Source organism: Nibricoccus aquaticus, assembly GCF_002310495.1.
In the GTDB taxonomy this organism is placed as follows: domain Bacteria; phylum Verrucomicrobiota; class Verrucomicrobiia; order Opitutales; family Opitutaceae; genus Nibricoccus; species Nibricoccus aquaticus.
In genome coordinates this window covers 2,407,529-2,432,884 of record NZ_CP023344.1, presented here as the reverse complement: position 1 = coordinate 2,432,884, position 25,356 = coordinate 2,407,529, and the positions used below count along the sequence as shown (strand labels likewise).

At 62.4% G+C, this 25,356-nt stretch carries 22 protein-coding genes; 12 read left to right on the top strand and 10 right to left on the bottom strand.

What is annotated here, in order from left to right; genetic code table 11:
• The first annotated feature begins 37 nt into the window (after positions 1-37).
• From CMV30_RS09865 to CMV30_RS09855, 3 genes are read left to right on the top strand one after another with little or no spacing between them, the layout of a single operon-like run.
• Complete coding sequence (locus tag CMV30_RS09865) at positions 38-1,942, top strand: O-linked N-acetylglucosamine transferase, SPINDLY family protein (RefSeq protein ID WP_096055869.1); 1,905 nt, start codon at positions 38-40, stop codon at positions 1,940-1,942.
• On the top strand, positions 1,939-3,912 hold the full coding sequence (locus CMV30_RS09860) for an O-linked N-acetylglucosamine transferase, SPINDLY family protein (RefSeq protein ID WP_096055868.1): 1,974 nt from the start codon (positions 1,939-1,941) through the stop codon (positions 3,910-3,912). The genes CMV30_RS09865 and CMV30_RS09860 overlap by 4 nt, the downstream gene beginning before the upstream one ends.
• Before the next feature lie 16 nt (positions 3,913-3,928).
• Positions 3,929-4,876, top strand: a complete 948-nt coding sequence (locus tag CMV30_RS09855; protein ID WP_245844103.1) for a prepilin peptidase — start codon at positions 3,929-3,931, stop codon at positions 4,874-4,876.
• Positions 4,877-4,922: 46 nt separating this feature from the next.
• Here CMV30_RS09855 and CMV30_RS09850 read toward each other — a convergent pair whose 3' ends face one another.
• Entirely contained in the window at positions 4,923-6,128 is a 1,206-nt protein-coding gene (locus CMV30_RS09850) for a Bcr/CflA family multidrug efflux MFS transporter (protein ID WP_217494371.1), read from the bottom strand.
• Between the two features lie 256 nt (positions 6,129-6,384).
• Here CMV30_RS09850 and CMV30_RS09845 point away from each other — a divergent pair, with 256 nt between their 5' ends.
• Complete coding sequence (locus CMV30_RS09845) at positions 6,385-7,173, top strand: DUF5131 family protein (RefSeq protein WP_096055866.1); 789 nt, start codon at positions 6,385-6,387, stop codon at positions 7,171-7,173.
• 3 nt (positions 7,174-7,176) lie between these two features.
• A complete protein-coding gene (tcmP, locus tag CMV30_RS09840) occupies positions 7,177-8,259 on the top strand; it encodes a three-Cys-motif partner protein TcmP (RefSeq protein ID WP_096055865.1) in 1,083 nt (360 codons plus the stop codon).
• Positions 8,260-8,287: 28 nt separating this feature from the next.
• On the opposite strand, the gene CMV30_RS09835 is transcribed toward tcmP, so the two are convergent.
• Together CMV30_RS09835 and CMV30_RS19850 are read right to left on the bottom strand one after the other, a co-directional pair.
• Complete coding sequence (locus tag CMV30_RS09835) at positions 8,288-9,007, bottom strand: YceH family protein (protein WP_096055864.1); 720 nt, start codon at positions 9,005-9,007, stop codon at positions 8,288-8,290.
• A gap of 54 nt (positions 9,008-9,061) precedes the next feature.
• Entirely contained in the window at positions 9,062-9,313 is a 252-nt protein-coding gene (locus CMV30_RS19850) for a hypothetical protein (RefSeq protein WP_175414815.1), read from the bottom strand.
• A 148-nt stretch (positions 9,314-9,461) separates the two neighbouring features.
• On the opposite strand from CMV30_RS19850, the gene CMV30_RS19845 reads away from it, so the two are divergent.
• Positions 9,462-9,971, top strand: a complete 510-nt coding sequence (locus CMV30_RS19845; protein WP_175414814.1) for a chemotaxis protein CheX — start codon at positions 9,462-9,464, stop codon at positions 9,969-9,971.
• 21 nt (positions 9,972-9,992) lie between these two features.
• Here CMV30_RS19845 and CMV30_RS09825 read toward each other — a convergent pair whose 3' ends face one another.
• From CMV30_RS09825 to ettA, 7 genes are all read right to left on the bottom strand, one after another.
• Positions 9,993-12,320 carry a family 43 glycosylhydrolase gene (locus CMV30_RS09825; protein ID WP_245844100.1) on the bottom strand — a complete coding sequence of 776 codons (2,328 nt, stop codon included), beginning with the start codon at positions 12,318-12,320 and terminating at the stop codon, positions 9,993-9,995.
• 11 nt (positions 12,321-12,331) lie between these two features.
• Positions 12,332-14,032, bottom strand: a complete 1,701-nt coding sequence (locus CMV30_RS09820) for a rhamnogalacturonidase (protein WP_096055862.1) — start codon at positions 14,030-14,032, stop codon at positions 12,332-12,334.
• A gap of 163 nt (positions 14,033-14,195) precedes the next feature.
• Positions 14,196-15,350: an MFS transporter gene (locus CMV30_RS09815; protein WP_245844098.1), complete on the bottom strand. Its 1,155-nt coding sequence runs from the start codon at positions 15,348-15,350 to the stop codon at positions 14,196-14,198.
• Between the two features lie 174 nt (positions 15,351-15,524).
• Positions 15,525-16,085 carry an outer membrane beta-barrel protein gene (locus CMV30_RS09810; RefSeq protein WP_096055860.1) on the bottom strand — a complete coding sequence of 187 codons (561 nt, stop codon included), beginning with the start codon at positions 16,083-16,085 and terminating at the stop codon, positions 15,525-15,527.
• A gap of 230 nt (positions 16,086-16,315) precedes the next feature.
• Entirely contained in the window at positions 16,316-16,879 is a 564-nt protein-coding gene (locus tag CMV30_RS09805; RefSeq protein ID WP_096055859.1) for an outer membrane protein, read from the bottom strand.
• 132 nt (positions 16,880-17,011) lie between these two features.
• On the bottom strand, positions 17,012-17,839 hold the full coding sequence (locus CMV30_RS09800) for a transglutaminase-like domain-containing protein (protein WP_096055858.1): 828 nt from the start codon (positions 17,837-17,839) through the stop codon (positions 17,012-17,014).
• Positions 17,840-18,030: 191 nt separating this feature from the next.
• Positions 18,031-19,716: an energy-dependent translational throttle protein EttA gene (gene ettA / locus CMV30_RS09795; RefSeq protein ID WP_096055857.1), complete on the bottom strand. Its 1,686-nt coding sequence runs from the start codon at positions 19,714-19,716 to the stop codon at positions 18,031-18,033.
• Between the two features lie 199 nt (positions 19,717-19,915).
• Here ettA and CMV30_RS19840 point away from each other — a divergent pair, with 199 nt between their 5' ends.
• The 6 genes from CMV30_RS19840 (at position 19,916) to CMV30_RS09765 (ending at position 25,238) form a co-directional block, all read left to right on the top strand.
• Positions 19,916-20,419, top strand: a complete 504-nt coding sequence (locus CMV30_RS19840) for a DUF2846 domain-containing protein (protein ID WP_175414813.1) — start codon at positions 19,916-19,918, stop codon at positions 20,417-20,419.
• A gap of 235 nt (positions 20,420-20,654) precedes the next feature.
• Positions 20,655-21,776 (top strand): SPFH and helix-turn-helix domain-containing protein, encoded by a 1,122-nt coding sequence (locus CMV30_RS09785; RefSeq protein WP_096055855.1) that lies wholly within the window; start codon positions 20,655-20,657, stop codon positions 21,774-21,776.
• A 41-nt stretch (positions 21,777-21,817) separates the two neighbouring features.
• Positions 21,818-22,651 (top strand): carboxypeptidase-like regulatory domain-containing protein, encoded by an 834-nt coding sequence (locus tag CMV30_RS09780; RefSeq protein ID WP_096055854.1) that lies wholly within the window; start codon positions 21,818-21,820, stop codon positions 22,649-22,651.
• Positions 22,652-22,701: 50 nt separating this feature from the next.
• Positions 22,702-23,175, top strand: a complete 474-nt coding sequence (locus tag CMV30_RS09775; protein WP_096055853.1) for a hypothetical protein — start codon at positions 22,702-22,704, stop codon at positions 23,173-23,175.
• A 70-nt stretch (positions 23,176-23,245) separates the two neighbouring features.
• Positions 23,246-24,349, top strand: coding sequence for a TFIIB-type zinc ribbon-containing protein (locus CMV30_RS19835; RefSeq protein ID WP_096055852.1), 1,104 nt, complete (start codon positions 23,246-23,248; stop codon positions 24,347-24,349).
• 547 nt (positions 24,350-24,896) lie between these two features.
• Positions 24,897-25,238, top strand: a complete 342-nt coding sequence (locus CMV30_RS09765) for an ACT domain-containing protein (protein ID WP_096055851.1) — start codon at positions 24,897-24,899, stop codon at positions 25,236-25,238.
• Positions 25,239-25,356 lie beyond the last annotated feature (118 nt).

The following is a 25,356-nucleotide window of genomic DNA, read 5'->3' as shown; positions in this document are numbered from 1 at the left end:
GCCCGGGGCAGCGGCCGATGCTGGCCTTCATCGCTTTATGTCACAGGCCCGGGCTCAGGCCTTGCTTCAACAGGCCCTCGCGCATCACCAAGCCGGCCGCATTCCGGCCGCCGCTGCCCTCTACGCGCAGCTCCGCACCCTCGCGCCCCGCAGCTTCGAAGCCCACCATTTAGGCGGAGCCGCCGCGCTTCAACTCAACCAACCCGCCGACGCCGAAAAACTCCTCACGCGCGCCCTCGCCCTCAACCCGCGCTCCCCCGGCACCCTCATGTGCCACGGCCTCGCCCTCGCCGCACTCGGCCGCAACACCGACGCCGAGAAAAGCCTCCGCGCCTCCCTCCAACTTGATCCCAATAATCACGAAACCCTCTCCCACCTCGCCTCGCTCCTCGTCATCACCGGCCGCCTCGACGAAGCCGCCGCCACCTACGAACGCTGCCTGAAGTCGAAACCCAACTACGCCCAGGCCCACTCCGGCCTCGGCTCCGTCCGCCAGCTCCAGAACCGCGCCGACGAAGCCATCGCGCTCCACACCCGCGCCCTCGCCCTCGACCCCGCCCACCCCAAAGCCCGTTGCGCCCGCGCCCAATCCTACCAAAGCGCCCACCGCACCGCCGAAGCCCTCGCCGACTTCGAAGCCCACCTCGCGCACAACCCCCACGACCTCGAAGCCCGCAGCTACCGCCTGATGCTGCTCAACTACTCCGACACGCTCTCCCGCGAACAACTCTTCGCCGAACACCGCGCCTTCGGCCAGGCAGCATCCGCCGCCGCCAAAAAAACGCCTGCCCGCCCGACCAGCGCGCCCGCGATCCCCACGCCCGACACTCCCCATAAAAAAATCTCCCTCGCCTTCCTCTCCCCCGATCTCCGCACCCACTCCGTCGCCTACTTCCTCGAACCCCTCCTGCGCCACCTCAACCGCGACCGCTTCGAGATCACCCTCTACCACGACCACTTCACAACCGACGCCGTCAGCGAACGCCTCCGCTCCCACGCCTCCCGCTGGCGCAACTTCATCGGCCTCTCCTCCGACGTCGTCGAAACCCAGATACGCGCCGACGCCCCCGACATCCTCATCGATCTCGCTGGCCACACCGGCCTCAACCGCCTCCCACTCTACGCCCGTCGCCTCGCGCCTGTGCAGATCGCTTACCTCGGCTACCCCGCCACCACCGGTCTCGCCGAAATGGACTTCCGCCTCACTGACGCCCTCGCTGATCCCCCCGGCGATAGCGACGCCTTCCACACCGAGAAACTCATCCGCTTCTCTCCCACCGCGTGGGCCTACGAGCCTCCGCCCGACTCACCGCCCCCCGGCGCAACCCCACCCGCCGCTCGCGGCGAGCCATTCACCTTCGGCTCCTTCAACAACCTCTCCAAAACCAACCCCGCCACTCTGCGCCTCTGGGGCGAAATCCTCCGCGCCGTCCCCGGCTCGCGCCTCCTCCTTAAAAGCTTCGGCCTCACCCCCGGCTACATCCGCCCGCGTCTCGAAGCCGCCGCCATCGACCCCGCCCGCATCGAACTCCTCCCCCCCACCGCCGGTACCGCCGAACACCTCGCCCTCTACGCGCGTCTCGACGTCGCCCTCGATCCGTTTCCCTACGCCGGCACCACCACCACCTGCGAAGCCCTCTGGATGGGCGTCCCCGTCATCACTCTCGCCGGCGACCGCCACGCCGCCCGCGTCGGCGTCTCCCTGCTCACCGCCACCGGCCACACCGAACTCATCGCCGCCAACTCCACTGACTACATCCGCATCGCCCGCGATCTCGCCACCGATCCCGCGCGTCTCGCAACTCTCCACGCCACGCTCCGCGCCGATCTGCAAAATTCTCCGCTCCTCGATCACGCCGCCCAAGCCGCCCGCTTCTCCGCCGCCTTGATCCAGTGCTGGGAAACCCGTCGCGCTTCCGCCAGCGTCACCGCCGCGTCATGAACCCCGCGCAACTCCAACGCACCCTCCAGACCGCCCTCGCCCACCACCAGGCGGGCCGTCTCAACGACGCAGACAAACTCTACCGCCAGGTCCGCACCGCCGCGCCCAAACTCTTCGACGCCCTCCACCTCTCCGGCGTCCTCGCGTATCAACAAAACCGGCACGCCGAGGCCGTGGACTTGCTCACCCGCGCCCATCACGCCGACCGCAAACACGCCCTCTGCCAGATGCGCCTCGCCCTCGCGCTCGCCGCCCTCGCCCGCCACGCCGACGCCGAGCCCCACTACCGCAGCTCGCTCAAACTCGACGCCCGCATCCCCGAGACCTGGAATAACCTCGCCATCTCCCTCAAGTCCCTCGGCCGTCCCGCCGAAGCCCTAGACGCCTATCGCCAGGCCATCGCCCTCAAGCCCGATTACTACGACGCCCACGACCGCCTCGGTGCTCTGATTTCCGATACCCAAGGCCTCTCCTCCGGCATCCCCCACTTCCGCCGCGCCCTCGAACTCAAACCCGACTACGCACCCGCCTGGTGCAACCTCGGCCTCGCCCTCCTGCACGAAAACAAATTCGCCGAAGCCCACGATTGCTTCACCCGCGCCCTCCGCCACGACCCCTCGCTCACGCAAGCCCTCGTCGGCCGCAGCCTCGCCTTCCAACAAAGTTACCGCCTCGCCGAAGCCGCCACCAGCTACGCCGAAGCCCTCGCCCGCGACCCTTCACATCACGAAGCCCGCAGCGCCTTTCTGCTAACGCTGAACTACCTCGACGACCGTCCCCGCGCCGACGTCTTCGCCGCCCACCTCGCCTTCGGCAAAACCCTAGAAACGCCCCCAGCCACCACGCCCGCCGCGCTCCCTCCGGAATCGAAAATCCGTCTCGCCTTCCTCTCCCCCGATCTCCGCGCCCACTCCGTCGCCTACTTCCTCGAACCGATCCTCCAGCACCTAGACCGCGAACGCTTCGAAATCGTCCTGTATCACGATCACTTCCAGGTCGACGCCATGTCTGAACGCCTCCGCGCGCACGCCACCCTCTGGCGCAACTTCGTCGGCCTCCCTCACTCCGTCGTCGAAGCCCAGATACGCGCCGACGCTCCGGACATCCTCATCGATCTCGCTGGCCACACCGGCATCAACCGCCTCCCCGTCTTCGCCCGCCGCGTCGCCCCCGTCCAGATTTCCTACCTCGGCTACCCCAACACCACCGGCCTCGCCGCGATGGATTTCCGCCTGGTCGACGCGATCACCGATCCCGACGAAATCGACCAACAGTTCCACACCGAAAAACTCATCCGCTTCGCCCCCACCGCCTGGGCCTACGCCCCGCCCGCCACCGCCCCTGAAATCACGCTCACCCGCCCCGCCAGCCGCCCTATCACCTTCGGCTCCTTCAACAACTTCGCCAAAGTCTCCGACACCACCCTCGCTCTCTGGGGCCGCATCCTCGCCGCCGTGCCCGCTTCCCGGATACTCCTCAAAGGCCACGGCCTGGGCGACAGCGAAACCGCCGCCTTCATCTCCGCCCGCCTCGCGAAACACGCCATCGACCCCGCCCGCCTCGATCTCCTCGGCCGCACGCCCAACCTAGCCAGCCACCTCGCGCTCTACGAACGCATGGACGTCGCCCTCGACGCATTTCCCTACCACGGCACCACCACCACCTGCGAAGCCCTCTGGATGGGCGTCCCCGTCGTCACCCTCGCTGGCGACCGCCACGCCTCCCGCGTCAGCGCCTCCCTCCTCACCGCCGCCGGCCACCCCGAATGGATCGCTCACAACGCCGACGACTACGTCGCCATCGCCGCCCGCCTCGCCGCCTCCCCCGATCTGCTCGCCAACATCCGCGCAACCCTCCGCGCCGACCTCCGCCGCAGCCCGCTCCTTGATCACCCCGCCCAAGCCCGCCGCTTCGGCGACGCCCTTCTCGCCTGCTGGCAAACCCGCACCACCTTTCCCGCGCTCGCATGAGCCACCGGCCCCGCGTTTGACAACACCTGCCCCCGCCGCCGTCATCCCCGCACTCTTCATGGAATCCGACATCGCCCTGCTTTCAGACGCGTTCCCATGGTTCTTCCCCATCGCCGCCTTCATCTTCGGCACGCTCATCGGCAGTTTCCTCAACGTCTGCATCTACCGCATCCCGGCGAAAAAATCCGTCATCCACCCCGGCTCCACCTGCGCCTGCGGCCAGCCCATCAAGTGGTACGACAACATCCCCGTCCTCAGCTGGTTCATCCTCCGCGGCAAAGCCCGCTGCTGCGGCCGCCCGTATTCATTTCGTTACGCCTTCGTCGAGCTCCTCACCGGCGCACTCTTCCTCGCCTGCTGGCTGCACTTCCCTCCGGCAAAAGCCCTTTGCGGCATGTTCTTCGTGAGCTGCCTCATCTGCGCTAGCTTCATCGATCTCGATCACTTCGAGATTCCCGACCGCTTTAGCATCGGTCTCGCCGTCATCGGCGTAATCCTCGCCGCCTTCGTTCCCTCGCTGCACGGCCAGTCCCACGAGCTCCCCCTCATCGCCGGTTTGCGCTCCGGTGTCATCGCCCTCAACGGCGTCCTCATCGGCTCCGCGCTCGTCCTCTGGATCGCCATTCTCGCCGAAGCCGTCTTGAAAAAAGAAGCCATGGGCTTCGGCGACGTGAAATTCGTCGGCGCCATCGGCGCCTTCTGCGGCTGGCAGGGCGCGATCACCTCCATCTTCGGCGGCGCGATCATCGGCTCTCTCTGGTTCGCAGGCGCGCTGCTCTGGCAAAAAATGTCAGGCAAACAGATGAAACTCAAAACCCCCGAACCCGGCGAAGCCCCCGCCGACCTGGGAGTTGGTGCGCACGTCCCCTACGGCCCCATGCTCGCCCTCGGCGGCCTGCTGCATTTCCTCTTTCTGCACCGCTGGGTCGAAGCCTACTTCGCCCAACTGCAAGAAATGCTCTGAGCTCTGCGCGTAACCACGCGCCCAGCACCGCGATCGTCGCCATCGCTCACGCGTGCGACCACCGCACCGAGATCTTCACGATCGCCAGCCCCGCCAGCGCGCACACCGCCACGCCCGCCGTCATCGGCACCGCCGTGCCATTGTAGAAAACGCCCACCAGCGCCCCCATGCCCGCCGCCACGCCGAACTGCACCGTCCCCAATAAAGCCGACGCACTCCCCGCCACGTCGCCAAACGGCTCCATGATCAGCGCCGCCACATTCGGGAAAATAATTCCCGCCCCGCTCAGACACACGAACAACAACGCGATCAGCCCCCACATCCCGCCCGCTCCCGTTGCGCCGAGCGCCAGGAGTGCCAAGCCCGCTATCGCATTCACGACAAACGCCACCGAAAGCACTTGTCGCGACGTATACCGCTTCAGCAGTTGCTGATTGATCTGCGACGCCGCGATCAATCCCACCGCGTTAAGACCAAACACATACGCATACTGCTGCGCGCTCAGCCCGTACATTTCCATGAACACAAACGACGACCCTGAAAGATAAGTCAGGATCACGCCCAGCGTGCAGCCCGCCGCCAGCGCCAGCGGCAGAAACCGCCGGTCTCTCAGCAATCGCCCGTACGTTTTCAGCGCCAGCACCACCCCGCCTTTCACTCGCTGCTCTTTCCTCAACGTCTCTGGCAATCCCCACGCCACCGCCGCCGCGATCACTCCACCAATGACGCACAACGTCACAAAAATCGCCCGCCACCCCGTGAACGCCAGCAACTGCCCGCCCAGCGTCGGTGCTAGAATCGGGGATACGCCGAGGATCAGCATCAGCAGCGAATAAACCCGCGCCGATTCCCGCGCATCAAACAAGTCCCGCACCACCGCGCGCGGGATCACCATGCTCGCCGAACCGCCCAGCGCCATCGCCAGCCGCCACCCCAGCAGACTGCCCATCGACCGCGCGCACGCACACCCGACCGCCGCCGCCGAAAACGCCACCATCCCCACGAGCAATGGCCCGCGCCGCCCCCAACGATCCACCATCGGCCCATAAAACGCCTGCCCCACCGATACCCCGATCATAAAAACCGACAACGTCAGCTGCACCGTCCCCGTATCGACGCCCAGATCCTTCGCCATCTGCGGAAACGCCGGCAGATACATATCAATCGCCAGCGGACTCAGCGCCGTCAGCGCGCCCAGAATCAACACCAGCTTCACCCCCGCGCTCACCGCAGGCTTCGTCGATCGAGTCACCAAATCCGTGTCCACATGCATTCACCGCCACTCGACCTACCCCTCGCCCAACAAGCAATCCACCCGACTAGAAAACTACTCCGGCTTGATCAGTAGAAGCTGGACTCCCGTCTATGGCTGAACTTTTCATTCAAACCGGCAGATGCGCATTCTGGGGAAAATCGCACGCGGGAAAAACGATGTTATAGCTATCGGCACTGATGGCTTCGTGCAGCCGTTGACCCGACGCGACGCGTAGAGTTCGGTTCTCCACAACATGAGCGCGAATTCAAAAATCGAATGGACTGATGCCACCTGGAATCCCGTGCGCGGTTGCACCAAGGTAAGTCCCGGCTGCAAACACTGCTACGCGGAAACCTTCGCCGAACGTTTCCGCGGCGTGAAAGGACATCCATTCGAGTTCGGCTTCGATCTCCGGCTCGTCCCGGAAAAACTCGGCGACCCCATTCGCTGGAGCACGCCTCGGAAGATTTTCGTGAACTCCATGAGCGATCTTTTTCACGAGGACGTTTCCGATGAGTTCATCGAGAACGTCTGCCGCGTGATGCTCGCCGCCAACTGGCACACCTATCAGATCCTCACGAAGCGCGCTGACCGCATGAGCCGCCTGCTGAAAACCAAGCTCAAGAAGGCCGCATCGGCATCTCACATCTGGTGGGGCGTCAGCGTCGAAAACCAAAAGCACGGACTTCCGAGGATTGAGCTTCTCCGCAAAGCACGGCCCGCAGTTGCCTTCCTCTCCATAGAGCCGCTCCTCGAAGACCTCGGTCAGTTCAGACTCGAAGGCATTCACTGGGTCATTGTCGGCGGAGAAAGCGGCAACGGTGCCCGTCCCATCGAAGCGTCATGGGTCCGCTCTATCCGCGCTCAATGCGAAGACCAACGCGTGCCCTTCTTCTTCAAACAATGGGGCGGTGTCCGCAAATCCACCACTGGCCGAGAACTCGACGGGAAAACCTACGATGAGTTTCCAGACGCTGCGGCAAACCCAGTCCCTTCCTCCGCAGCCCGAGCCCATCTGCTCGACTCGCTCGCGGTTGCATAATCTATGGCCAAATCCAGCTTTCACAAAACCCCTTATGACGCTGGTACGCTCCTGAAGCTTAAAATATTCGAGCTCTACATCGAAGCATGGATTCCAGTTTTCACCTCTCAACCAGAACCGCCATTCACCGAAATCCATCTCTTCGATTTTTTTAGCGGTCCGGGAACAGACGCCTTGGGAAATCCAGGTTCGCCGCTTGGTATCCTGCGACAACTCAAGTCACATCATTCGGCCAATCACGCTGGTTGGGATAAGGTCAAAATCGCAGCGCATTTTTCCGATGCAGACGAAGCAAAGGTGAAGGAGCTTTCAACGACGGTTCAGATGCCGGAATGGATCGTCCCCGGAATCACTCCTGAAGTGAAGCAGCTCAAATTCAGTGAAGCCCTCGCGCTCTATCGTCCGATTCTGCAAAACCCAAAAGCAGCGAAGCTCCTCATCATCGATCAATTTGGAGTTAACGCAGTCACCGACGAGGTCTTCAAAGAGCTTATTCAGTTTCCAAAGACCGATTTCATTTTCTTCCTGTCCTCATCGACCCTGAATCGCTTCCGGGACCATCCTTCGATCAAAATAAAAATCGATCGCCCCGAGCGTTCATATGACGTCCACCGAGCAGCATTTGAGTGGTTTCGGGCAATCGCCGGCAAAACGTTTCTCGGACGGTTCTCGATAATAAAGAACAGCAACATTTATGGCCTGATCTTTGGCAGTCAGCATCCTCTAGGAATTCATAAGTTCCTTCAGGTCGCCTGGTCCAACGACGAAATTCGCGGCGAAGCCAATTTCGACATCGATCAAGACAACATTTCTCCCGAGGAAATGATGCTGCCGATGGATGTCTTTCGGCCAAAAAAAATCCAAGTTTTCGAGCAAGACTTGGAATCTGCATTCCTTGACGACCGCATACATTCAGAAGCTGACGTTATTGATTTATGCATCGCAGCCGGAATGACTGCGAAGCACGCCGAACCAGTCATCCAAAAGCTAAAGCACAGTCGACTCATCGAGTGCGATTTTCGCGTTCCCGATATCAAACGCTACTACCGCGCTCCACGAGCGGTTAATCTTCGCATGACCTCGTGACATACGAGGACTGAAGAATCCCCTCCCTTCACCCGCCCCCCAGCGCCTTCTTCAACTCCGCCAACTCGCCGCGCAACCCCGCCACCTCCGCCTCCAGCGCCGTCAACCGCTGCGCGACCTCCGGCGGCATCGCCAGCGCTACCGTCAACGGCGCACTCTCCCCTTTCCCTCGTTCCGCCCCTGTTCCCATTCCCGCTCCAGCGCCCGCCGCTTCGTCCGCGATCCGCTGCGCCCAGCGCGCTTCCTTCTGCCCCGGCTGACGCGCCAGTTTCTGCACCAGCCCGCCGCCCGCTCTTGCCGCGAGCTCACCGAGCAACGCCTCCACGCCATCGACACCCTCCCCCTCGAGCGACGGCACCATCCTCACGCAATTCCCGCGCAAGCCCGCGCCCGTCTGCGGCCCGCGCAACAACAACTCCGCGATCAGCGCCCACGCCGTTTTCTCATTCGAGAAATCCAACGGGAAAACCTGCTCAAACGTATGCCGGTATTTCGCCACCCGCGCATCCGCTCCTGCGAATAAACTGACCAGCCGTTTCTCCCGCAGCCCCGCCAGCGCCGCCCCCACTTCCGGCTCGCCTACCGCGAGCACCGGATCGCGATTGCTCTTCTGATTACACGCCAGCACCAGCGCGTTCATCGTCAGCGGATAAAGATCCGGCGTCGTGAACGCCTTCTCGATCAGACACCCCAGCACACGACCTTCGAGCAACGACAGCGCAGGCGAGATCGGTAAGGAAACATCCATTCACGCCATGACACGCCCGCCCACGCTTCGCGCAAGGACGGACATGCCAGAAAATCACCGCCCCGACGTCGTCGCCGGCACTTCCGTCGCGTCCACATCGATCACGTCTCCGCCCGCCATCGACGTCGCCCGCGCCCGTCCACCCCCAGCCCCACCCACGTGTACTGGCCCCCGCGCGACCGACGCCCTTCCACGCACAAACCGCCCCACGAAAAGCACCAGCGCGCTCACCGCGATCACCGCCGCCGTGAAAACCCCCACCGCCAGTACAAACAATCCAGCCAGCGCTGCTTTCAAAAATTGCATCTCTCACAAGACCCACGAATTCCTCCAAAAGTTGCGCCCCCACCAAAGAAATATCTCCGCCTCAGCCCGCACCGCCACTTCCCCTCATTTCCCCCCTCAAGCCCGCGTCAAACGCCCCGATATAGGTAGGTCCGCCCATTCACTTTACATGGTTTCCACCCCGCCACCCATCAGCGACACCGTCATCCAGAAATCCATCGCCCTGGCGATGGACAACGTCTTCCGCATCATGCTGAAGCGCGAGGTCTCCTTCGTGGAAAAAACGACTGCCGAAGCCCTGCAGTCCTCCGGCAACCAGTTTCATGTCGTCAGCAATGTCGGCTTCGTCGGAGACGCCTGCGGCATCGTCTATCTCTGCCTCACCGACGGCTTCGCCATGCACGCCGTCAGCCACGTCCTCGGCTCAGCCGCCAGCGACGTCGATCTCGCCGACCACGACCTCGTCAAAGACGTCATCGGCGAACTCACCAACATGACCGCCGGCGGTTTCAAAAACGCCCTCTGCGACCTCGGCTACCCCTGCAAGCTCACGCTTCCCACGATCGTTCGCGGTCAAAGCGTCAAAGTCTCCTGCTTTAAGTCCTCGATCCGCCACATCTTCGTCTTCGACTGCGCCGGCCACCGCATCGTCGCCGACATCCAGCTCAACAACGGCTGACCCCCGTCGCTGCGGCCGCACTCACAGCGTCCGCAAAAACCACCCGACCGTCGCCTCCACCGCCCGCTCCGCGTGCCCCTTCTCCGGCGCGAACACGTCGAACACATGATTCGCCCCCGCGATCAACAACGACTCCGCCGGCGCTTTCACGCCCGCCCGGTTCTTCATGAACTGCATCTCGTACTGCGCCAGATGATCCGCCGATCCTCGCACTGAGAAAAACGCTCCCGGATATTTCCGCAACGACACGTCCAGATTCACGCCGCGAAAACTCTCATAAAACACCCGCGTCGTCGTCACCGACTTCCACGCCGGATCGTGCTGCGTCGCCTCCCCATCCCGCAACGCCCGCTTCGCCACCGCCCGCGACAACATCTCCCGCTCCTGATCGCCCGACGGACTCGACCACACGGCCACGCTCCGGAACCACGCCGGATTCCTCCCCGCCGTCTCGATCGCGGTCGTCGCCCCGAGACTCCACCCAAGCGCTCCGATCCGCGACACATCCACCCCGCGCTGCGTCGCCGCAAACCGCCACGCCGCCTCCGCATCCGCGATCCGCGTCGTCAACGTCGATTCGATCCGCGTCCGCGCCTTGTCACCCTCGCCCCGGAAATTCACGCGCAAGCTCGCCACACCCTTCGCCGACAGCTCCTGCGCCACCCGCTTCAACAAATCCCCCGGCCCATCCCGGTCGTCCGCGAAACTGTGATACAGCAACACGGTGCGCCCATCCCACACGCCGACCGGCTCGCACCAAAGCCCCTGCACGCCCGCCGCCACCTCCACCTCCCGATCCACCGCCACCTCCGCGAGCGCACCCGCATACCGATACCGGAAATAATCCACCGCCACGCTCCCACCGCCTTCGCCGTAGCAAAACAACCCCACGCGCGCTCCCTTCCACTGCCCCGCCCGCAGCTGCACCGCGATCCCCGTGTCCACATAGCTCGCACCATCCAGGCTGTAGAGCAGCCGCGCCCGCTCCCCGTCATAAATCCCGCGCAACCAAAGCGCCTCACCCTTAAGCGCCGGCCCCACTTCCCCTTCGTACCGCACGCGTAAAACCCCTTCCCGCCGCGTCGCCCCCACCCAGTAAAACACATTCCCGCACACAAACGTGAACCCAGCCCGCTGCCCCTCGCTCAGCCCGCTCGCATCGATCTTCACATCCACCACGCCCGCCTCGTCCCACAGTTTCTGCGTCAGCGTGTTCTTCGCCACCCGCAACTCCGCCGCCGCTTCGCCGCGCAACCGCAACCATCCGCTCCGCTCCGTCAACGACGCCGCCCCACTCGTCGGATTATGATTCCACTGCCAAACCGGCCCGAGCGTCTCCGCGCCAAACTCCTCGCTCACCTCCGGCTTCATCACACCGCTCCCCGCCGCGCCCACCTTCGAATCCGCCGCCACCTTCGGCTTCGTCCACCGCTCCACCGTCCGTCCCCGATCCCCAAATACCGGCCACCCATCCTCGCCCCACGCCACCGGCAGCAAATGCCCGATGCGCCCGAGATACCCCGTGGACTTAAACGCTAAAAACCAGCTTTCCCCGCTCTCCAGCTCCACAATCCCGCCCTGATGCGGACTCCCGCCCGGCAACACTTCCCGCCGCTCGTACGGCCCATAAATACTTTTCGCCCGCAACACCGTCTGCCCGCCCTCCGTCACGCCACCCTCGGGCAGCGAAATAAAATAAAACCCGCCCCGCTTAAACAGCTTCGGTCCCTCCGCCACCGGCCCGCGATAAATCTCCACGCCGTCATCCAGCAGCTGCGTCCCATCCGCACTCAGCTTGTGCAAAATAATCGGCCCCGCCCCCACCTTCCCGCGCACCAGATATGCCTGCCCGTCGTCGTCCCAAAAGGGACACGGATCTTCCCACCCGCTCACCCGCTTCACCGTCACCATCTCCGACCACGGCCCCGCCGGATCTTTCGTGTGCCACATGAACAACCCGTCCTGCGGCGTGCACACATACACATAAAAAACCCCGTCCCGATACCGCAGCGACGGCGCCCATGTCCCCTGCGCATACGCGCGCATCTCGTCGTACTTCGCATCGATCGGCAGCCGGTCAAACACCTGCCCGATCACCCGCCAGTTCACCAGATCGCGCGAATGCAGCACCTGCATCCCCACAAAGTGAAACTCCGACGCCACCAGATAAAAATCCTCCCCGACCCTGATCACATCCGGGTCCGAATAATCCGCCTTGAGCACCGGATTCCGATACGTGCCATCCCCTTGATCGCCCCAGCCCAACACGCGCGCTTCCCCCGCCCACGCGCGCCCCGCCAAAACGCCCGCCACCCCGAGCGCCACCAGTTTCAAAATCATCGCCGTCATCGCGCGCATCCTCACCGCACCACTTTCTCCGCACCCACCTCAGCCACGTTCCCATCCTCCAACCCCGTCACCTCCCGCGCGACCAATCCGCTCACGCCACGCAACGCCCACAGCCCCCGCGCCTCCTTCGTCTCCCCCAGCCGTACATCTGAAAACCGCGCATCCACCGCTTCCTCCAAAAACACCGCCGGCCGCGCATCCGCGTTCATGAGTCTCAACTCCACATCGCTCACCCGCAGATTCTTCACGTGCCGCGCAAAAATTCCCCACGACGGCATCGTCCCGAAATTCCACGGATCGGGATAATCCTTCGCATACGCCGGCACTTCCCGTGCCGCCTGCTCCGCCGTGCCGCCGCCGCGATAAAAAATCTGCACATTCGAAATCACCACATCCTCCACCGGATGCCCCGCCAGTCCCGCGATCAAAATTCCGTGCTCCGGCGCCACATTCCACGCCACCAGATTGCTGATTAAAATCCGCCGCACCTTCCCCGGCTCCGTCGTCTCCGGCGCCCGCAACCGCGCTCCCAGCCGGATGAAGATCGGCGCATTGTTCACGTCGCGCATCGTCACGTTCGTGATCGCGATGTCCTCCATCACCCCGCCATCCACCTGCTCCAGCGCGATGCCTCGGCAATATTCAAAAACACAGTTTGAGATCGCGATATTCCGAAACCCGCCACCCGCCTCCGTCCCCAGTTTGATGCGTCCCATCGTCCCGCCGCGCTTCTTCATCGTCCGTTTCCGCGTCCCGTCCAGCAGCGAGCCTTCGTCGAAACCGCTCACGAAACAATTCGCGATCGTCACGTTCTCCGTCGCCTTCTTGAGCCCGAGCGCGTGCGACGCCTTCAGACAAATCCCGTCATCCGTCGGCGAATTCACCGACGTGTTCGTGATCCGCACATTCGAGCACGCATCCACGTCGATCCCATCGCGGTTCGTATCGATCAGCAGATTGTCGATCGTGAGATTATCCACGCCAGTCGCCAGAATCCCAAAATGCCCGCCGTGCAGGATCGTGAAATCCCGCAGTGTCACATTCCGGCAACGCACCAGCGCGATCGCCTTGTTACCCACGCCATCCGCCTTCCGATCCTTCGCGTTCGGATAATTAAACGGCCCCGCCTTCAACTCCGGCCGCGGCGTCACCTCATAAACCCCATCCGCCTCCAGCGCATCCGGCGGATTCCCCTCCGGACTCGGCAGCTGCACGCCCACCGGCAGCGCCACGCGCGTATTTCCACGACTGAGCCCGCGCCCATAAATCATCCCCGGCCCCGTGATCGCCACATTCGTAAGCCCATCGCCCCAGATCAGGCTGTTCTTAAAATGCGTGTGCCCGAAGTCCTGATACCACGCCCACTCGCTCGGCTCCGGCGCATCGTACCCGCCCGGCTGCCCCTCCGGCGGCGGCTCCGCCCCCACGATCACCGCCCCCGGCCCCAGATGCAGCGTCACATGGCTCTTCAGCCGGATCGTATAACAAAGATACTCGCCTGCGCTAAACTCCACCACACCCCCGCCCGACTCCGCCGCCGCATCGATCGCGCGGTTGATCGCCACCGTATCGAGTGTCTTCCCATCCCCCGTCGCCCCAAAGCTCCTCACCGCAAACACGCCCGTCTTCACCAGCCCGACCGCCTGGCTCTGGAGCGGAAAAAAGCCGCAGGCGATCAACGCGAGAAAACCAAGCAGACGACGGGACATCATAAATCAGGAGCGGGGTTTGAAAGACGCTCGCATGTTGCTCTCTCACCGCCGCCCCACAACCCCGAACATCACTCAATCACCCTTCCGCCCCGCACAGTCCCTCCCGCCTCTGTAATCCTGTCCAAAACTCCTCGCCGCCTTCTCTACCCGCTATCCCCACTCTCTACCCTCTTCCACCTGCGCGGACACTCCTCCCCAGCCACATCACCAGCGGCATCATCACCAGCGGCGCCACCGCCGAGATCGCCAGCCCCCAGTGCAGATCGCTCCGGTCCGCGATGAAGCCCACCAGCCACGGCATGAAAATCCCGCCCGCATTCCCCAGCGCCGCCAGCGCGCCAAACATGCTGGCTCCACCATCCGGATACCGGTCCGCCGTCACCGCCAGCATCGTCGGCCACAGACAGCTCCCCGTGAAACCCGCCGCCACGCACGCCACCAGCGCCCACACCGGCGACGGCAAAAACGATCCCGCGATGAACAACACCACCGTCAGCCCGCACCCCCACGCCATGATCTGAAACGAATTCCATTTTCCGCCGATCGCCCCGATCACCATCCGCCCCAGCGCCATCGCCACCGAAAACGCCAGCAACGCCATGCTCGCCGTCCACTGCGAAAACCCGAGCGACCGCTCCGCATAAGCCGGCAGCCACTGCGCCATCCCCAGCTCAGTCGCCCCACCCAGAAAAATCGCCACCAGCGCCGCCACGAACCATCCGCGCTTCATCAGCGCGCTCATCGGCGTCCGCCCGCCCTCGCTCGTCATCGCCGGGAAACGCTGCGACGCAAACACCACCAGCAACCCCACCGGCAGCGGCAGCAGCACCAGACACGACCCGCGCCAGCCCAGCCCCGCACGCAGCGCGAGCGACCCCGCCAGGATCGTCACCACCGCTCCCACGCAATAAAACGAGTGTAACCAATTCATGGCGACCGCCCGCCGCTCCGGATTCAGCGCAGCCACCACCGGACTCAACACCATGTCCAGAATCCCCGCCCCCAGCCCCAGCGTGAACATCCAGATCCCCAGCGTCGTGTACGTCGGCGCGAACGCCATCCCCGTCAGGCTCCCCGCGATCATCGCATTCCCCAGCTGCGCAAACGGCTTCGCCCCCCACCGGTCCGCCAGCGGCCCCGTCAGCACGATCCCCACCGCCAACCCGAGAAACGCAATCGCACCCAGCCGCCCGAGTTGCTCCTGCGTAAGCCCGTCCGCCCCACCAAAAAGTTCGCTGAGCGTCGTCAAAAACACCGGCAGCAGATTCAACCCGATCGCCAGACTCATCATCGCCCCGTAGCACAGATACGTGAGCAACCGTGGATGAATTATCGCTTCCTTCTTCAAAGACATCCGCCACTCGACCCCGCGCCGCTCCCAAACGCAACGCCCCGCACGCCGTGACAGTCCCCTTTTCCATTCCAACACTAAGGACGCAAAAAAGCCGGTGCCCGCGCACCGGCTCGAAACTCACTCAATCCAGGCTCCGGGTTAGAAACTGAACTTCGCTCCCGCCTGTGCGACGCCCACCGTGCCGCTCGTGGTGAAACGCGTCGCCGCCTGCCCGATCATTTTGATGCCTCCGACGAAAGAAATGTGCGGCGTGAACTGGTACTCCACAGTCCCGGACAAGCCTCCCGCAAAATCGTCGTCCGGCTGCGGGTTGTAATACCACGTGCCATATTCGGCCGGGGACATCTTTTGTTCAAAGCGACCAAGAAACACCCCCGCCTGAACGGAGAACTTCTCTGTGATCGCGAAGCGGTACTTGTACGCAGCGAACAAATACTCGAACTCAAGCTCGTATTCCGACCAGCGCCTCCTGCGCTCCGTTTCGAAGCCGAGATACTCAAGTTCGACACTGTGATTGCGCGCAAACGTGACTCCCGCCGCCACAGACACGCCGCCCACGGTGTCGAAATCGTCTCCCGGATAGGCCACGATGGCGGAAGGCTGCACATAGAATCGCACGCGGTCCGAATCGGGATTTTGAGCGCTAACCCATGGGGTCGCGAAAATAAGAACGCACAGAAGCTGAAGGAATTTTTTCATAAGCATTGAAGATGCGCCAGCCCATGGACGGCCCTCGCACCAACTCCGGCAAAATAGCCCCGCCCGTGAAATGGCAAGCACTCAGCCCGTTGCGAGTTTTTGCCCCGCCTCCACGCGCGCATCGCAAACAACGCACCGGCAACCACAGCCGCCATTCCCGAAAATAAAAAAGCCGGCGCATTCCGCACCGGCTCACAAAACCTGCCGCGATCCTCGTCGCGCAGTCTGGCTCAAAACTGAAACTTCACCGACGCCTGCACCAACAGCACCGAGCCGCTCGTCGTGAACCGCGTGTCATCCTGCCCGAGCACTTTCAGCCCGCCGTCGAACACGATGTTATCTTCAAACTGGTACTGCACGCCGCCCACGAGCCCCACGCTGATCGAGTCATCCGTGTCATCACCGATGATGTAGAACCCCTGGCTCGCCGAAATCTTCTGCGAGACCCGCCCGATCGAGCCGCCCACGTACGACGAGAATTTCGGCGTGAACGGAATCCGGTATTTGTACGTCACCAGGATGTGCGTGAAATCTATGTCGAACGGCGCATAACCAGCGTCCGGCTCCGTCTCAAACTGCACATACTCCAGCTCCACGCTGTGCCGGCTCTTGAACGAAACCCCCACCGCCGCGCCCAGCCCCATCGCCGTGTCGAAATCGCTGCCCGGTATCGCCAGCACGAGCGACGGCTGCACATAAAAACGCGTCGCCGCAGGTGTGCTCACAGTGGGCGTCTGCGCCGTCGCGACCGTCGCTGCGCACGCGCTCAAAAGAAAGAGAAGGGTGTTTTTCATGGTAGGTTTTTAGGAAACGCGTGCCTCTGGAAGTGCCCGCGCATTTCTTGAAAAACCCATTCCCCTACACGTGGCAAGCCGCCCGCCCATCTCCCACTCCCGCTCAGCCCGCCGTCTCAATCGAAAATCCACTCACGCCGCCGGCACCGCGCTGCTCTCTGCCTCAGGCGCACCGCCCACCGGCACGAACTCGCACCGCACCTTCACCGCCCCGTTGATCACCCGCCCGAATATCGTCGTCAGCGGCGCGTTCGCCGCATCCCGCCCGCGCGAGATCACCGCGATACGATCCGCCGCCAGCTGATCCGTCGGATCGAAAAGATACCAGTGCCCGCCGATATACGCCTCGAAGCACGCGTGAAAATCCATCGGCTCCAACCCCGCCGCATACCCGCTCACATAACGCGCCGGGATGTTCAGCGCCCGGCACAGCGCGATCGCGAGGTGCGTGTAATCGCGGCACACGCCCTTCCTCAACTGCCACACATCCCACGCCGATGTCCGCGAATCCGTCGCCCCCGGCGCGTATTCGAGATGCTCATCCACCCAGCGGCAGATCTCCCGCACCTGCTCCGCCCGGTTCTCGATCTTCCCAAAAAGCTCCCACGCCTGCGAAGCCAGCCGGTCGCTTTCGCAGTAGCGGCTCGGAAGCAGATAGGTCAGCACATGCAAGGGCACTCGACCAAAGTCATCAGCGACTACTTGTATCGGCAAAACTGGCCGCGACACATCCAGCGTCGCCGCGTATTTTAGCTCAAACATTCCAGCCTCCACGGCCGCGCGCATCACGCGATTCCCCTTGGACGTCGTTACATGTTCGAGCGGTACGCCGGGCCGCAGCTCCAGATGCTCGCTCTCAGTCCGTTGATGGGCATCGACTGCCGCCAGAATATTGAACGTGAAATGCGCCGCCGGCGAAAGAACCTGGTAGGAAAGTGAACATTCGACAGACAGCGGCATGGAGCAAAAACGCTAGCTCGCCCCATGCCGCCCGCAACGCGAAGTTACAGTAGCCATGGGCGCCAGCGAGGGTCACCGCTACCCTGGAGGGACTACCTCCGTGTCGCCCGCTCTTCTCCGATGGAGGCGCGAGCCCCGTCGCGCATAACCACAGTCAATCCCATCGTCACACGCTCAACCCACCGCACATTTCACCGCGTCAGCTTCCGATACTTGATCCGATGCGGCTGCTCCGCCTCCTTGCCCTTCCGACGGCGGTAATCCTCGAGATAACTCGAATAATTTCCCGACCACCACTGCACCGCGCTGTCGCCTTCAAACGCCAGGATGTGCGTCGCCACGCGGTCGAGAAACCAGCGGTCGTGCGAAACCACCACCGCGCAACCCGCGAAATTCTCCAGCCCTTCCTCCAGCGAGCGGATCGAGTTCACATCCAGATCGTTCGTCGGTTCGTCGAGCAGGATCAGGTTCGCGCCGCTCTTCAGCAGCCGCGCCAAGTGAACGCGATTGCGTTCACCACCCGAAAGCACGCCGACCTTCTTCTGCTGATCCGCACCCGTGAAACCAAACTGCGCACAATAAGCCCGCGCATTCACTTCACGATTTCCCAGCCGCAGAATTTCTTCGCCGTCGCTGATCGCCTGAAAAATCGTCTGCCCATCCGGCAACGAGTCACGCGACTGATCCACGTGCGCGATCTTTACCGACGGCCCGACCCGCAGCTCACCTGAGTCCGGTTTCTCCGCGTCCGTGATGAGGCGGAACATCGTCGTCTTGCCCGCACCGTTCGGCCCGATCACGCCAACAATGCCGCCCGGCGGCAGCGAAAACGTCACGCCTTCAAACAGCACGCGATCACCGTAACTCTTCGAAATATTATTCGCCTCAACCACGAGCGATCCCAGCCGCGGCCCCGGTGGAATGAGCAACTCAAACTCCTTCTCCTTCTCAGGATTGTTTTCTTTGACCATCGCCTCGTACGCGCTGATGCGCGCCTGCGATTTCGCCACACGCGCCTTCGCTGACTGACGAATCCAAGCGAGCTCACGCGCCATCGCCTTCTGCCGCCGATCCTCCGTGCGCTGATCCACCGCGAGCCGCGCCTGCTTCTGCTCCAGCCACGACGAATAATTCCCCTTCCACGGTGTTCCATGTCCATGCGCCAGCTCCAGAATCCACTGCGCCACGTTATCCAGAAAATACCGGTCATGCGTCACCGCGATCACCGTGCCTTCATAACGCGCCAGATGTTGCTCCAGCCAGTGAACGCTCTCCGCATCGAGATGATTCGTCGGCTCGTCGAGCAACAGGATCGCCGGCTTCTGCAACAACAGCCGCGCCAGCGCCACCCGCCTCCGCTCACCGCCGGAAAGATTGTCCACGATCTGATCGCCCGGCGGGCACCGCAGCGCATCCATCGCCATCTCCACTTGCGGCCCCACGTCCCACGCGCCCGCCGCATCGATCTTCTCCTGCAGCTCGCCCTGCTTGTTGGTGATCGCATCGCGCTCCTCATCTGTCTTCGCCGCATCGATCTCATCCCAAGTCGCATCGTAAGCCGCCGTGAGATCGGTCAAATGCTTCACACCTTCCTCGACACACGCTCGTACCGTCGCGCCCGTCGTCAGCTGAGGCTCCTGCTCAAGAAACCCGATCGCGTATCCGGGTTCAAAATGCACATGCCCGTCGATCTCCTTGTCGCGCCCGGCAAGGATGCGCAGCAGCGAGGATTTTCCCGAGCCGTTGAAACCAAGCACGCCGATCTTCGCGCCGTAGTAAAACGACAGCGAGATGTCGCGGAGGATTTCCTTGCGCTCGATTTTCTTCGAGACGCGGATCATCGAAAAAATCACCTTGGGCTCATCGGGTTTTGCCATGAGACGAAGAGGTGAAACCCCGCGGCGACAGCCGTCAAACGAGATGCACGTCACTCGCTTATCCCGCTACGGCGCCGCTGAAAGATCGGTGGCACGACTTTTCCCGATTGCCTGCGGACTGAAATGCGCCGAAATCCGCGGCCACCTCCCTTGGCGGCGAGAATACGGTGGACCGCCCTATCCAACCTCAACCCATCCCATGTCTACGATTCGCACATCCCCTCGAGTCTTCCGCATCCGCACACTAGGACTCCTCGCCATCCTCAGCTCGATCTTCTTTTCCGGCTGCGCCTCATCTCCCGGCGTGAAGGCCGACAACCCCGCCGTCATCGCAAAACTCGATGCGGTCCCGCGTGATCAGAAAGCTCTATTGGTTATCTACCGCGAAAGTAATTTCGTAGGCGGAGCTCTCCGCCCAACCGTCATGATTGATGGCAAAGACCTGGTAAACATCGGCAATGGCCGCGTGTTTATTGCTGCCCTAAATCCCGGCAAATATGCGATCGAGATGGACGACAAAAAGAGCGGAGCGGAACTCGACCTCAAAGCCGGCGACTCCGCCTTCTTCAAAACAGAGATCGTTCCCGGCATGTGGAAGGGCGGTGGCCGCCTGCTGAAGGTCCTTCCCGAGCAAGGACTTTTCGAAGCGAAGAAACTCAATCTTGTCCCTGTCGACGAAATTGAGGCGCCTGAATATCGCTGATCAAGAAATTATCTTTAGCTGAAAAGCGCAGGCCCGACGCCTGCGCTTTTTTTGGGCCCGTTGAACACATTCGCGCCGGCGGCTTTATACGCATCAGCGTTTTTTCTACGCAGCGAGTTCCGTCTCCACATCCGCGCCGCACGCGCTACGGTCCGTCCCATCGCGGCCAACTCCGCCAGCTTTTGCTGACGTTCTCTCACTCGCGCCGCTCACTTCAGAAAATACTCAGACGCACATGGGCCTGTTCGACTACCTCAAGACGCAGTTCCTCGAAATCATCCAGTGGGAAGACGACTCCCGCGACACGCTCTCCTGGCGCTTCCCCGACGAGGACAAGGAAATCAAACGCAACGCGCAGCTCATCGTGCGCGAATCGCAGACCGCCCAGTTCATCTACCTCGGCCAGTTCGGCGACACCTTCGGCCCCGGCAAACACACGCTCACGACCGACAACATCCCCGTCCTCTCCACGCTCAAAGGCTGGAAGTACGGCTTCGAGAGCCCCTTCAAAGCCGACGTCTACTACGTCAACACGCGCCTCTTCACCGGCAACAAGTGGGGCACCTCCAACCCGATCATGATGCGCGACGCCGATTTCGGCATCGTCCGCGCCCGCGCCTTCGGCACCTACGATTTCAAAATCGTCGACGTGAAAACCTTCCTCAAGGAAGTCGCCGGCACCGACCACCAGTTCCGCCTCGACGAGTTCAACGACACGATGCGCTCACGCGTCGTCAGTGTTTTCACCGATGCACTCGCCACCGCCAAAGTCCCCGTCCTCGACGTCGCCTCCCGCTACGGCGAACTCGGCGAAGCGCTCCGCCCGCTCATCAATCCTACGATCATCGCAAAGTACGGCATCGAGATCGTCAGCTTCATCGTCGAAAACGTCTCCCTCCCGCCCGAGGTCGAGCAAGCCATCGACAAACGCTCGAGCATGGCCGCCATCGGCAACCTCAACGACTACGTGAAACTCCAAATGGCCGAAGGCCTCGGCAAAGGTAACGGCGGAGGCGCCGCCGGTTCCGCCGCCGAGATCGCCATGGGCTTCGGCCTCGCGAATCAGATGATGAACCAGCCCGGCGGCATGTTCGCGCCCCAAGGCACTCCACCCGCCGGCGGCACTCCCGTCACCGTCGCCTCGACGCCCGGTAGCGTCACCAACATCCCCTCCGCCACCGCGTCCGCCAATAATGGCCTTCCCGAACTCCTCAGCCCCGCCGCCGTCGCGCAAATCCTGAAAGTCGAAGAAACCGACGTCATCGCCACGCTCACCGACGGCTCCTTGAAGGGCAAAAAAATCGGCTCCACCTGGCGCATCACCCGCGCCGCGCTGGATGAGTTTCTGCGGAGCTGATTTTTGGAACTAATTCTAAAAAATTCCGCTCTGACAAAACCATGCTAATTGCGTGGAGATGGGGCATCATTGTCACACTCGCTGCCCTTTTTTTGGTCGGCTGCACAGGCACGATGTCATATCCGCCAGACACGGAGATAACGATCGAAGGCATCGTATGTGACTACGATTCCAACCAGCCTGTTGCAGGGGTAAAAGTGACCGCTCGCAGCGATCATTCAGATGACTCCGCTTTAATCCAAGAGACATACACAGACCAGCAAGGACGTTATCGGATTTCAGGAAAAGCAAGGTACAGGTTCCGAATGACCCTTGAGTTGAAAATCGATAAAGATCCCCTGCAGACGGCTGCTGTTTTAAGCTTCGAACACCCTGAATATTTCAAGGCAACCAACGCATTCGTTGTCGCAGAATCTCGATTCGGCCGTCCAGAGAGCTGGGCTCATGAGTACCAGCGCATAAAAAAATCCGCTTCAGGAAAAGACATCCCCCAATTTTCGCCCGATTACCGTGAGCCCAAACACGCGGAACTCTTTGCAACAATAGCGACGTTACAGCAGGAACCACCGGCCAAAAATACGGCCTTTCTCAAAGATAAAACCCCCAAGATCCGCATATCCCAGATAAACGATGAAGACGTGCACTACGGCTGGAAATCGACCTCAACCCCTTTGAATATACCGGTTGGAACGATCAAAACATTTATCACAATGGCACTGCCTGCCACAGGCGCTTCAAATTTATCTGCAGTTCTTCACTTCGAATCAAAAGCCGGACAAGCCTACCGCATAACATATGATCAGATACCAAGCGGCTACACTGCCCGGATCTCGGACCGTGAAGGCAATTTTGTAGCGCAGTCTGAGTTTCACTGACCCGCTCTTTGGCTAGCCAGCCATTCACCTCCTCCGCAATTCTTTGGTTCATGCCCGAAGCCGTCGCCCACAATAAATTCTCCTGTCCCGCCTGCGGCGCCGAGGCCACGCGGAATCCCGCAAAAAAAGCCCTCGTCTGCGGCTTTTGCGGCACGATCCTCCCAAAGGAATCGTCGGAGAATGCGACCCCATCATCGTTCCAGACACTCACGCATCCGGCCAGCTTCGACCAATCGCTCATCGGCAAACTCGCCGGTCGCCTCGCCGACCGACAACAAGATCCCGGTTCCTTCGTGCGCGGTCTGCGCGATATCTCGTCCGACGCAAAAAAATCCGGCGTGTTCTCCACCCTCGGTTCGATCGCTAGGGCAGTCTGGTGGCTGCTCCTGCTCGGCTTCGCCGGCCTTGCCGTGCTGTGCGTAGTCGGCGTTTTCAAAGGCCGCGACGCCGGCATACTTTGGCTTCCCGCAGGGATTTTTGCGCTGATCGCATGGCTCATGTTTTCCGCGTCAGCGAAGAAATAGTCCGGCACGCTTTCTCCAAACACCACCTCTCAGCGCAGCCTGTTCCGCGTCTCTACTCATCTTTTCGACCATGCCCGAAGCCGTCGCCCACAATAAATTCTCCTGCCCCGCCTGCGGCGCCGAGGCCACGTGGAATCCCGCGAAAAAAGCCCTCGTCTGCGGCTTCTGCGGCACCACCTCTCCCGCCGACATCGAGCTCTCCGCCTCCGGCACCGAGGTCATCAAAGAACACGATCTCCTCGCCGCTCTTCGCTCGCTCCCCGGCTCCGCGCGCGGCTGGCAGGCCGAGAAAACCCAGGTCCGCTGCCAGAGCTGCCAGGCCATCTCCGTCTTCGACGCCGGCCGCGTCGGCCAGAACTGTGACTTCTGCGGCTCCTCCTCCCTCGTCCCGTACGACGAAATCAAAGAGTCCATCCGCCCCGAAAGCCTGCTTGAGTTTCGCATCAGCGAAACCCAGGTCCGCGAATCCATCCGCAAATGGTACGGCTCACACTGGTTCGCCCCCAACGCGCTGAAAACGCGCGCCATGACCGACACCCTTCACGGCCTCTACATCCCCTACTGGACCTTCGACGCCGCCGTTTACGCCGAGTGGACCGCCGAGAGCGGTTACTACTATTACGTCTCCGAGTCGTACACCGACAGCAAAGGCAACCGCCAGACCCGCCAGGTCCGCAAAGTCCGCTGGCAACCGAGCGCGGGTAATCTCCGCCACGCCTTCGACGACACCCTCGTCGCCGCCTCCCGCGGCATCGATACCGAACTCCTCCCGCAGGTAGAGCCCTTCCCCACCAAAGATCTCAAACCCTACAACGCCGGCTTCCTCTCCGGCTGGGTCGTCGAACGCTACCAGCTCGACCTCGGCAACGCCGCCCACCTCGCCCGCAAGAAAATGGACGCCGAGACCGAGCGCCGCTGCGCCGGCCAGGTCCCCGGCGACACCCACCGCAACCTGTACGTCCGTTCCGACTACAGCGCCCAGACCTTCAAGCACATCCTCGTCCCGGTCTGGCTGCTCACCTACACCTTTCACGGCAAACCCTTCCAAGTCGTGATCAACGGCTACACCGGCACCATCGCCGGCCGCTACCCCAAGAGCTGGCTCAAAATCGCCCTCGTCGTCGGCGCAGTCCTCGCCGCCATCGCCGCCTTCCTCTGGCTCCGCAGCCGCTGAAACATCTCTGAGGTGGAACACGCACTCCGTGCGCGTTGTTCGGCAGCGATCCACGCTCGACCTCCTGCGGCTCCCGCCCTCCCCCGGACCGGGACTTATCAAGTACCGCCCCCATCGCCCAACGTACCGCCACGCCCTCTCCTCCTCGTCGCGCCACGATCCTCCTATCAAAAAAATTCACCCGTCCCCTCACCACCAACGCCCGTCTCTCCACCTCCCCACCGCTCCGCGCTCTCCGCGCCTCCGCGGTTAATCCTTCCCCATCGCGCATCCTCTCCGTCCGTCCTCCCGCCCTCACGCCCTCCTTAACCCCCGGCCTTGACGCATCCCCTCTCCGCAGTTTGCCTCGCCTGCGTTCCGTCAATGATCCGCTCCTCCGCCAAATCCGCCATCGCCTCCGCCCACGTCTCCGTGGTCGTCGCAGTCGTACGCACGGGCTCGCCGAGCGGATCTTGATTCAAACCAAAATCAATTTCCCCCTCTGGCGCCGCGCCGAGGGGGTTTTTTTTTCGCCCCAGCAGCGCAACGCGAGAGCGGGCCTCGTACCATGCCTAATCCGCCCACTCCTCCCACCGACCGCAAAGCACCCACGCCCACCATCGTGCTCGAGCTGCGCGTCCAGAATCATCCCGGCGCCATGGCGCGCATCACCGCGCTCTTCGCCGACGGCGGCTTCAACCTCGAAGCCATCCTCTGCGTGCCCCTCCCCGGCGGCATCGAGAGCCGCATGTTGCTCCTCGTCTCCGACGCCGACCGCCTCACCCACGTCGAGGGCGAACTCGCCCGCCTGCCCGACGTTCTCGCCGTAAGACGCCGCGCAGACCTCGGCCCCGAATACTTCGAGTGGATGGCCGAGATGGGCGCCGGCGCTCACGGCCATCATCGCTGACCCGCGTACTCCTCTTCGTGTAGGGCTCGCGCTTGCGCGACGCCCGTACCTCCACCCGTAGGCGGCGCATTCGCACGCGCTCCGTTCTCAAAACACAAAATAGCCCCCGGTCGCTAAA

Coding starts and splice junctions, on each gene's coding strand:
- CMV30_RS19835 (WP_096055852.1), top strand. CDS start 23,246: ATGCCCGAAGCCGTCGCCCACAATAAATTCTCCTGCCCCGCCTGCGGC.
- CMV30_RS09835 (WP_096055864.1), bottom strand. CDS start 9,007: ATGGATGTTTCCTTACCGATCTCGCCTGCGCTGTCGTTGCTCGAAGGT.
- CMV30_RS09820 (WP_096055862.1), bottom strand. CDS start 14,032: ATGATGTCCCGTCGTCTGCTTGGTTTTCTCGCGTTGATCGCCTGCGGC.
- CMV30_RS09775 (WP_096055853.1), top strand. CDS start 22,702: ATGCCCGAAGCCGTCGCCCACAATAAATTCTCCTGTCCCGCCTGCGGC.
- CMV30_RS19840 (WP_175414813.1), top strand. CDS start 19,916: ATGTCTACGATTCGCACATCCCCTCGAGTCTTCCGCATCCGCACACTA.
- CMV30_RS09800 (WP_096055858.1), bottom strand. CDS start 17,839: ATGCCGCTGTCTGTCGAATGTTCACTTTCCTACCAGGTTCTTTCGCCG.
- CMV30_RS19845 (WP_175414814.1), top strand. CDS start 9,462: ATGGTTTCCACCCCGCCACCCATCAGCGACACCGTCATCCAGAAATCC.
- CMV30_RS09765 (WP_096055851.1), top strand. CDS start 24,897: ATGCCTAATCCGCCCACTCCTCCCACCGACCGCAAAGCACCCACGCCC.
- CMV30_RS09865 (WP_096055869.1), top strand. CDS start 38: ATGTCACAGGCCCGGGCTCAGGCCTTGCTTCAACAGGCCCTCGCGCAT.
- CMV30_RS09845 (WP_096055866.1), top strand. CDS start 6,385: ATGAGCGCGAATTCAAAAATCGAATGGACTGATGCCACCTGGAATCCC.
- CMV30_RS09785 (WP_096055855.1), top strand. CDS start 20,655: ATGGGCCTGTTCGACTACCTCAAGACGCAGTTCCTCGAAATCATCCAG.
- CMV30_RS09860 (WP_096055868.1), top strand. CDS start 1,939: ATGAACCCCGCGCAACTCCAACGCACCCTCCAGACCGCCCTCGCCCAC.
- ettA (WP_096055857.1), bottom strand. CDS start 19,716: ATGGCAAAACCCGATGAGCCCAAGGTGATTTTTTCGATGATCCGCGTC.
- CMV30_RS09805 (WP_096055859.1), bottom strand. CDS start 16,879: ATGAAAAACACCCTTCTCTTTCTTTTGAGCGCGTGCGCAGCGACGGTC.
- CMV30_RS09810 (WP_096055860.1), bottom strand. CDS start 16,085: ATGAAAAAATTCCTTCAGCTTCTGTGCGTTCTTATTTTCGCGACCCCA.
- CMV30_RS19850 (WP_175414815.1), bottom strand. CDS start 9,313: ATGCAATTTTTGAAAGCAGCGCTGGCTGGATTGTTTGTACTGGCGGTG.
- CMV30_RS09780 (WP_096055854.1), top strand. CDS start 21,818: ATGCTAATTGCGTGGAGATGGGGCATCATTGTCACACTCGCTGCCCTT.
- tcmP (WP_096055865.1), top strand. CDS start 7,177: ATGGCCAAATCCAGCTTTCACAAAACCCCTTATGACGCTGGTACGCTC.
- CMV30_RS09825 (WP_245844100.1), bottom strand. CDS start 12,320: ATGACGGCGATGATTTTGAAACTGGTGGCGCTCGGGGTGGCGGGCGTT.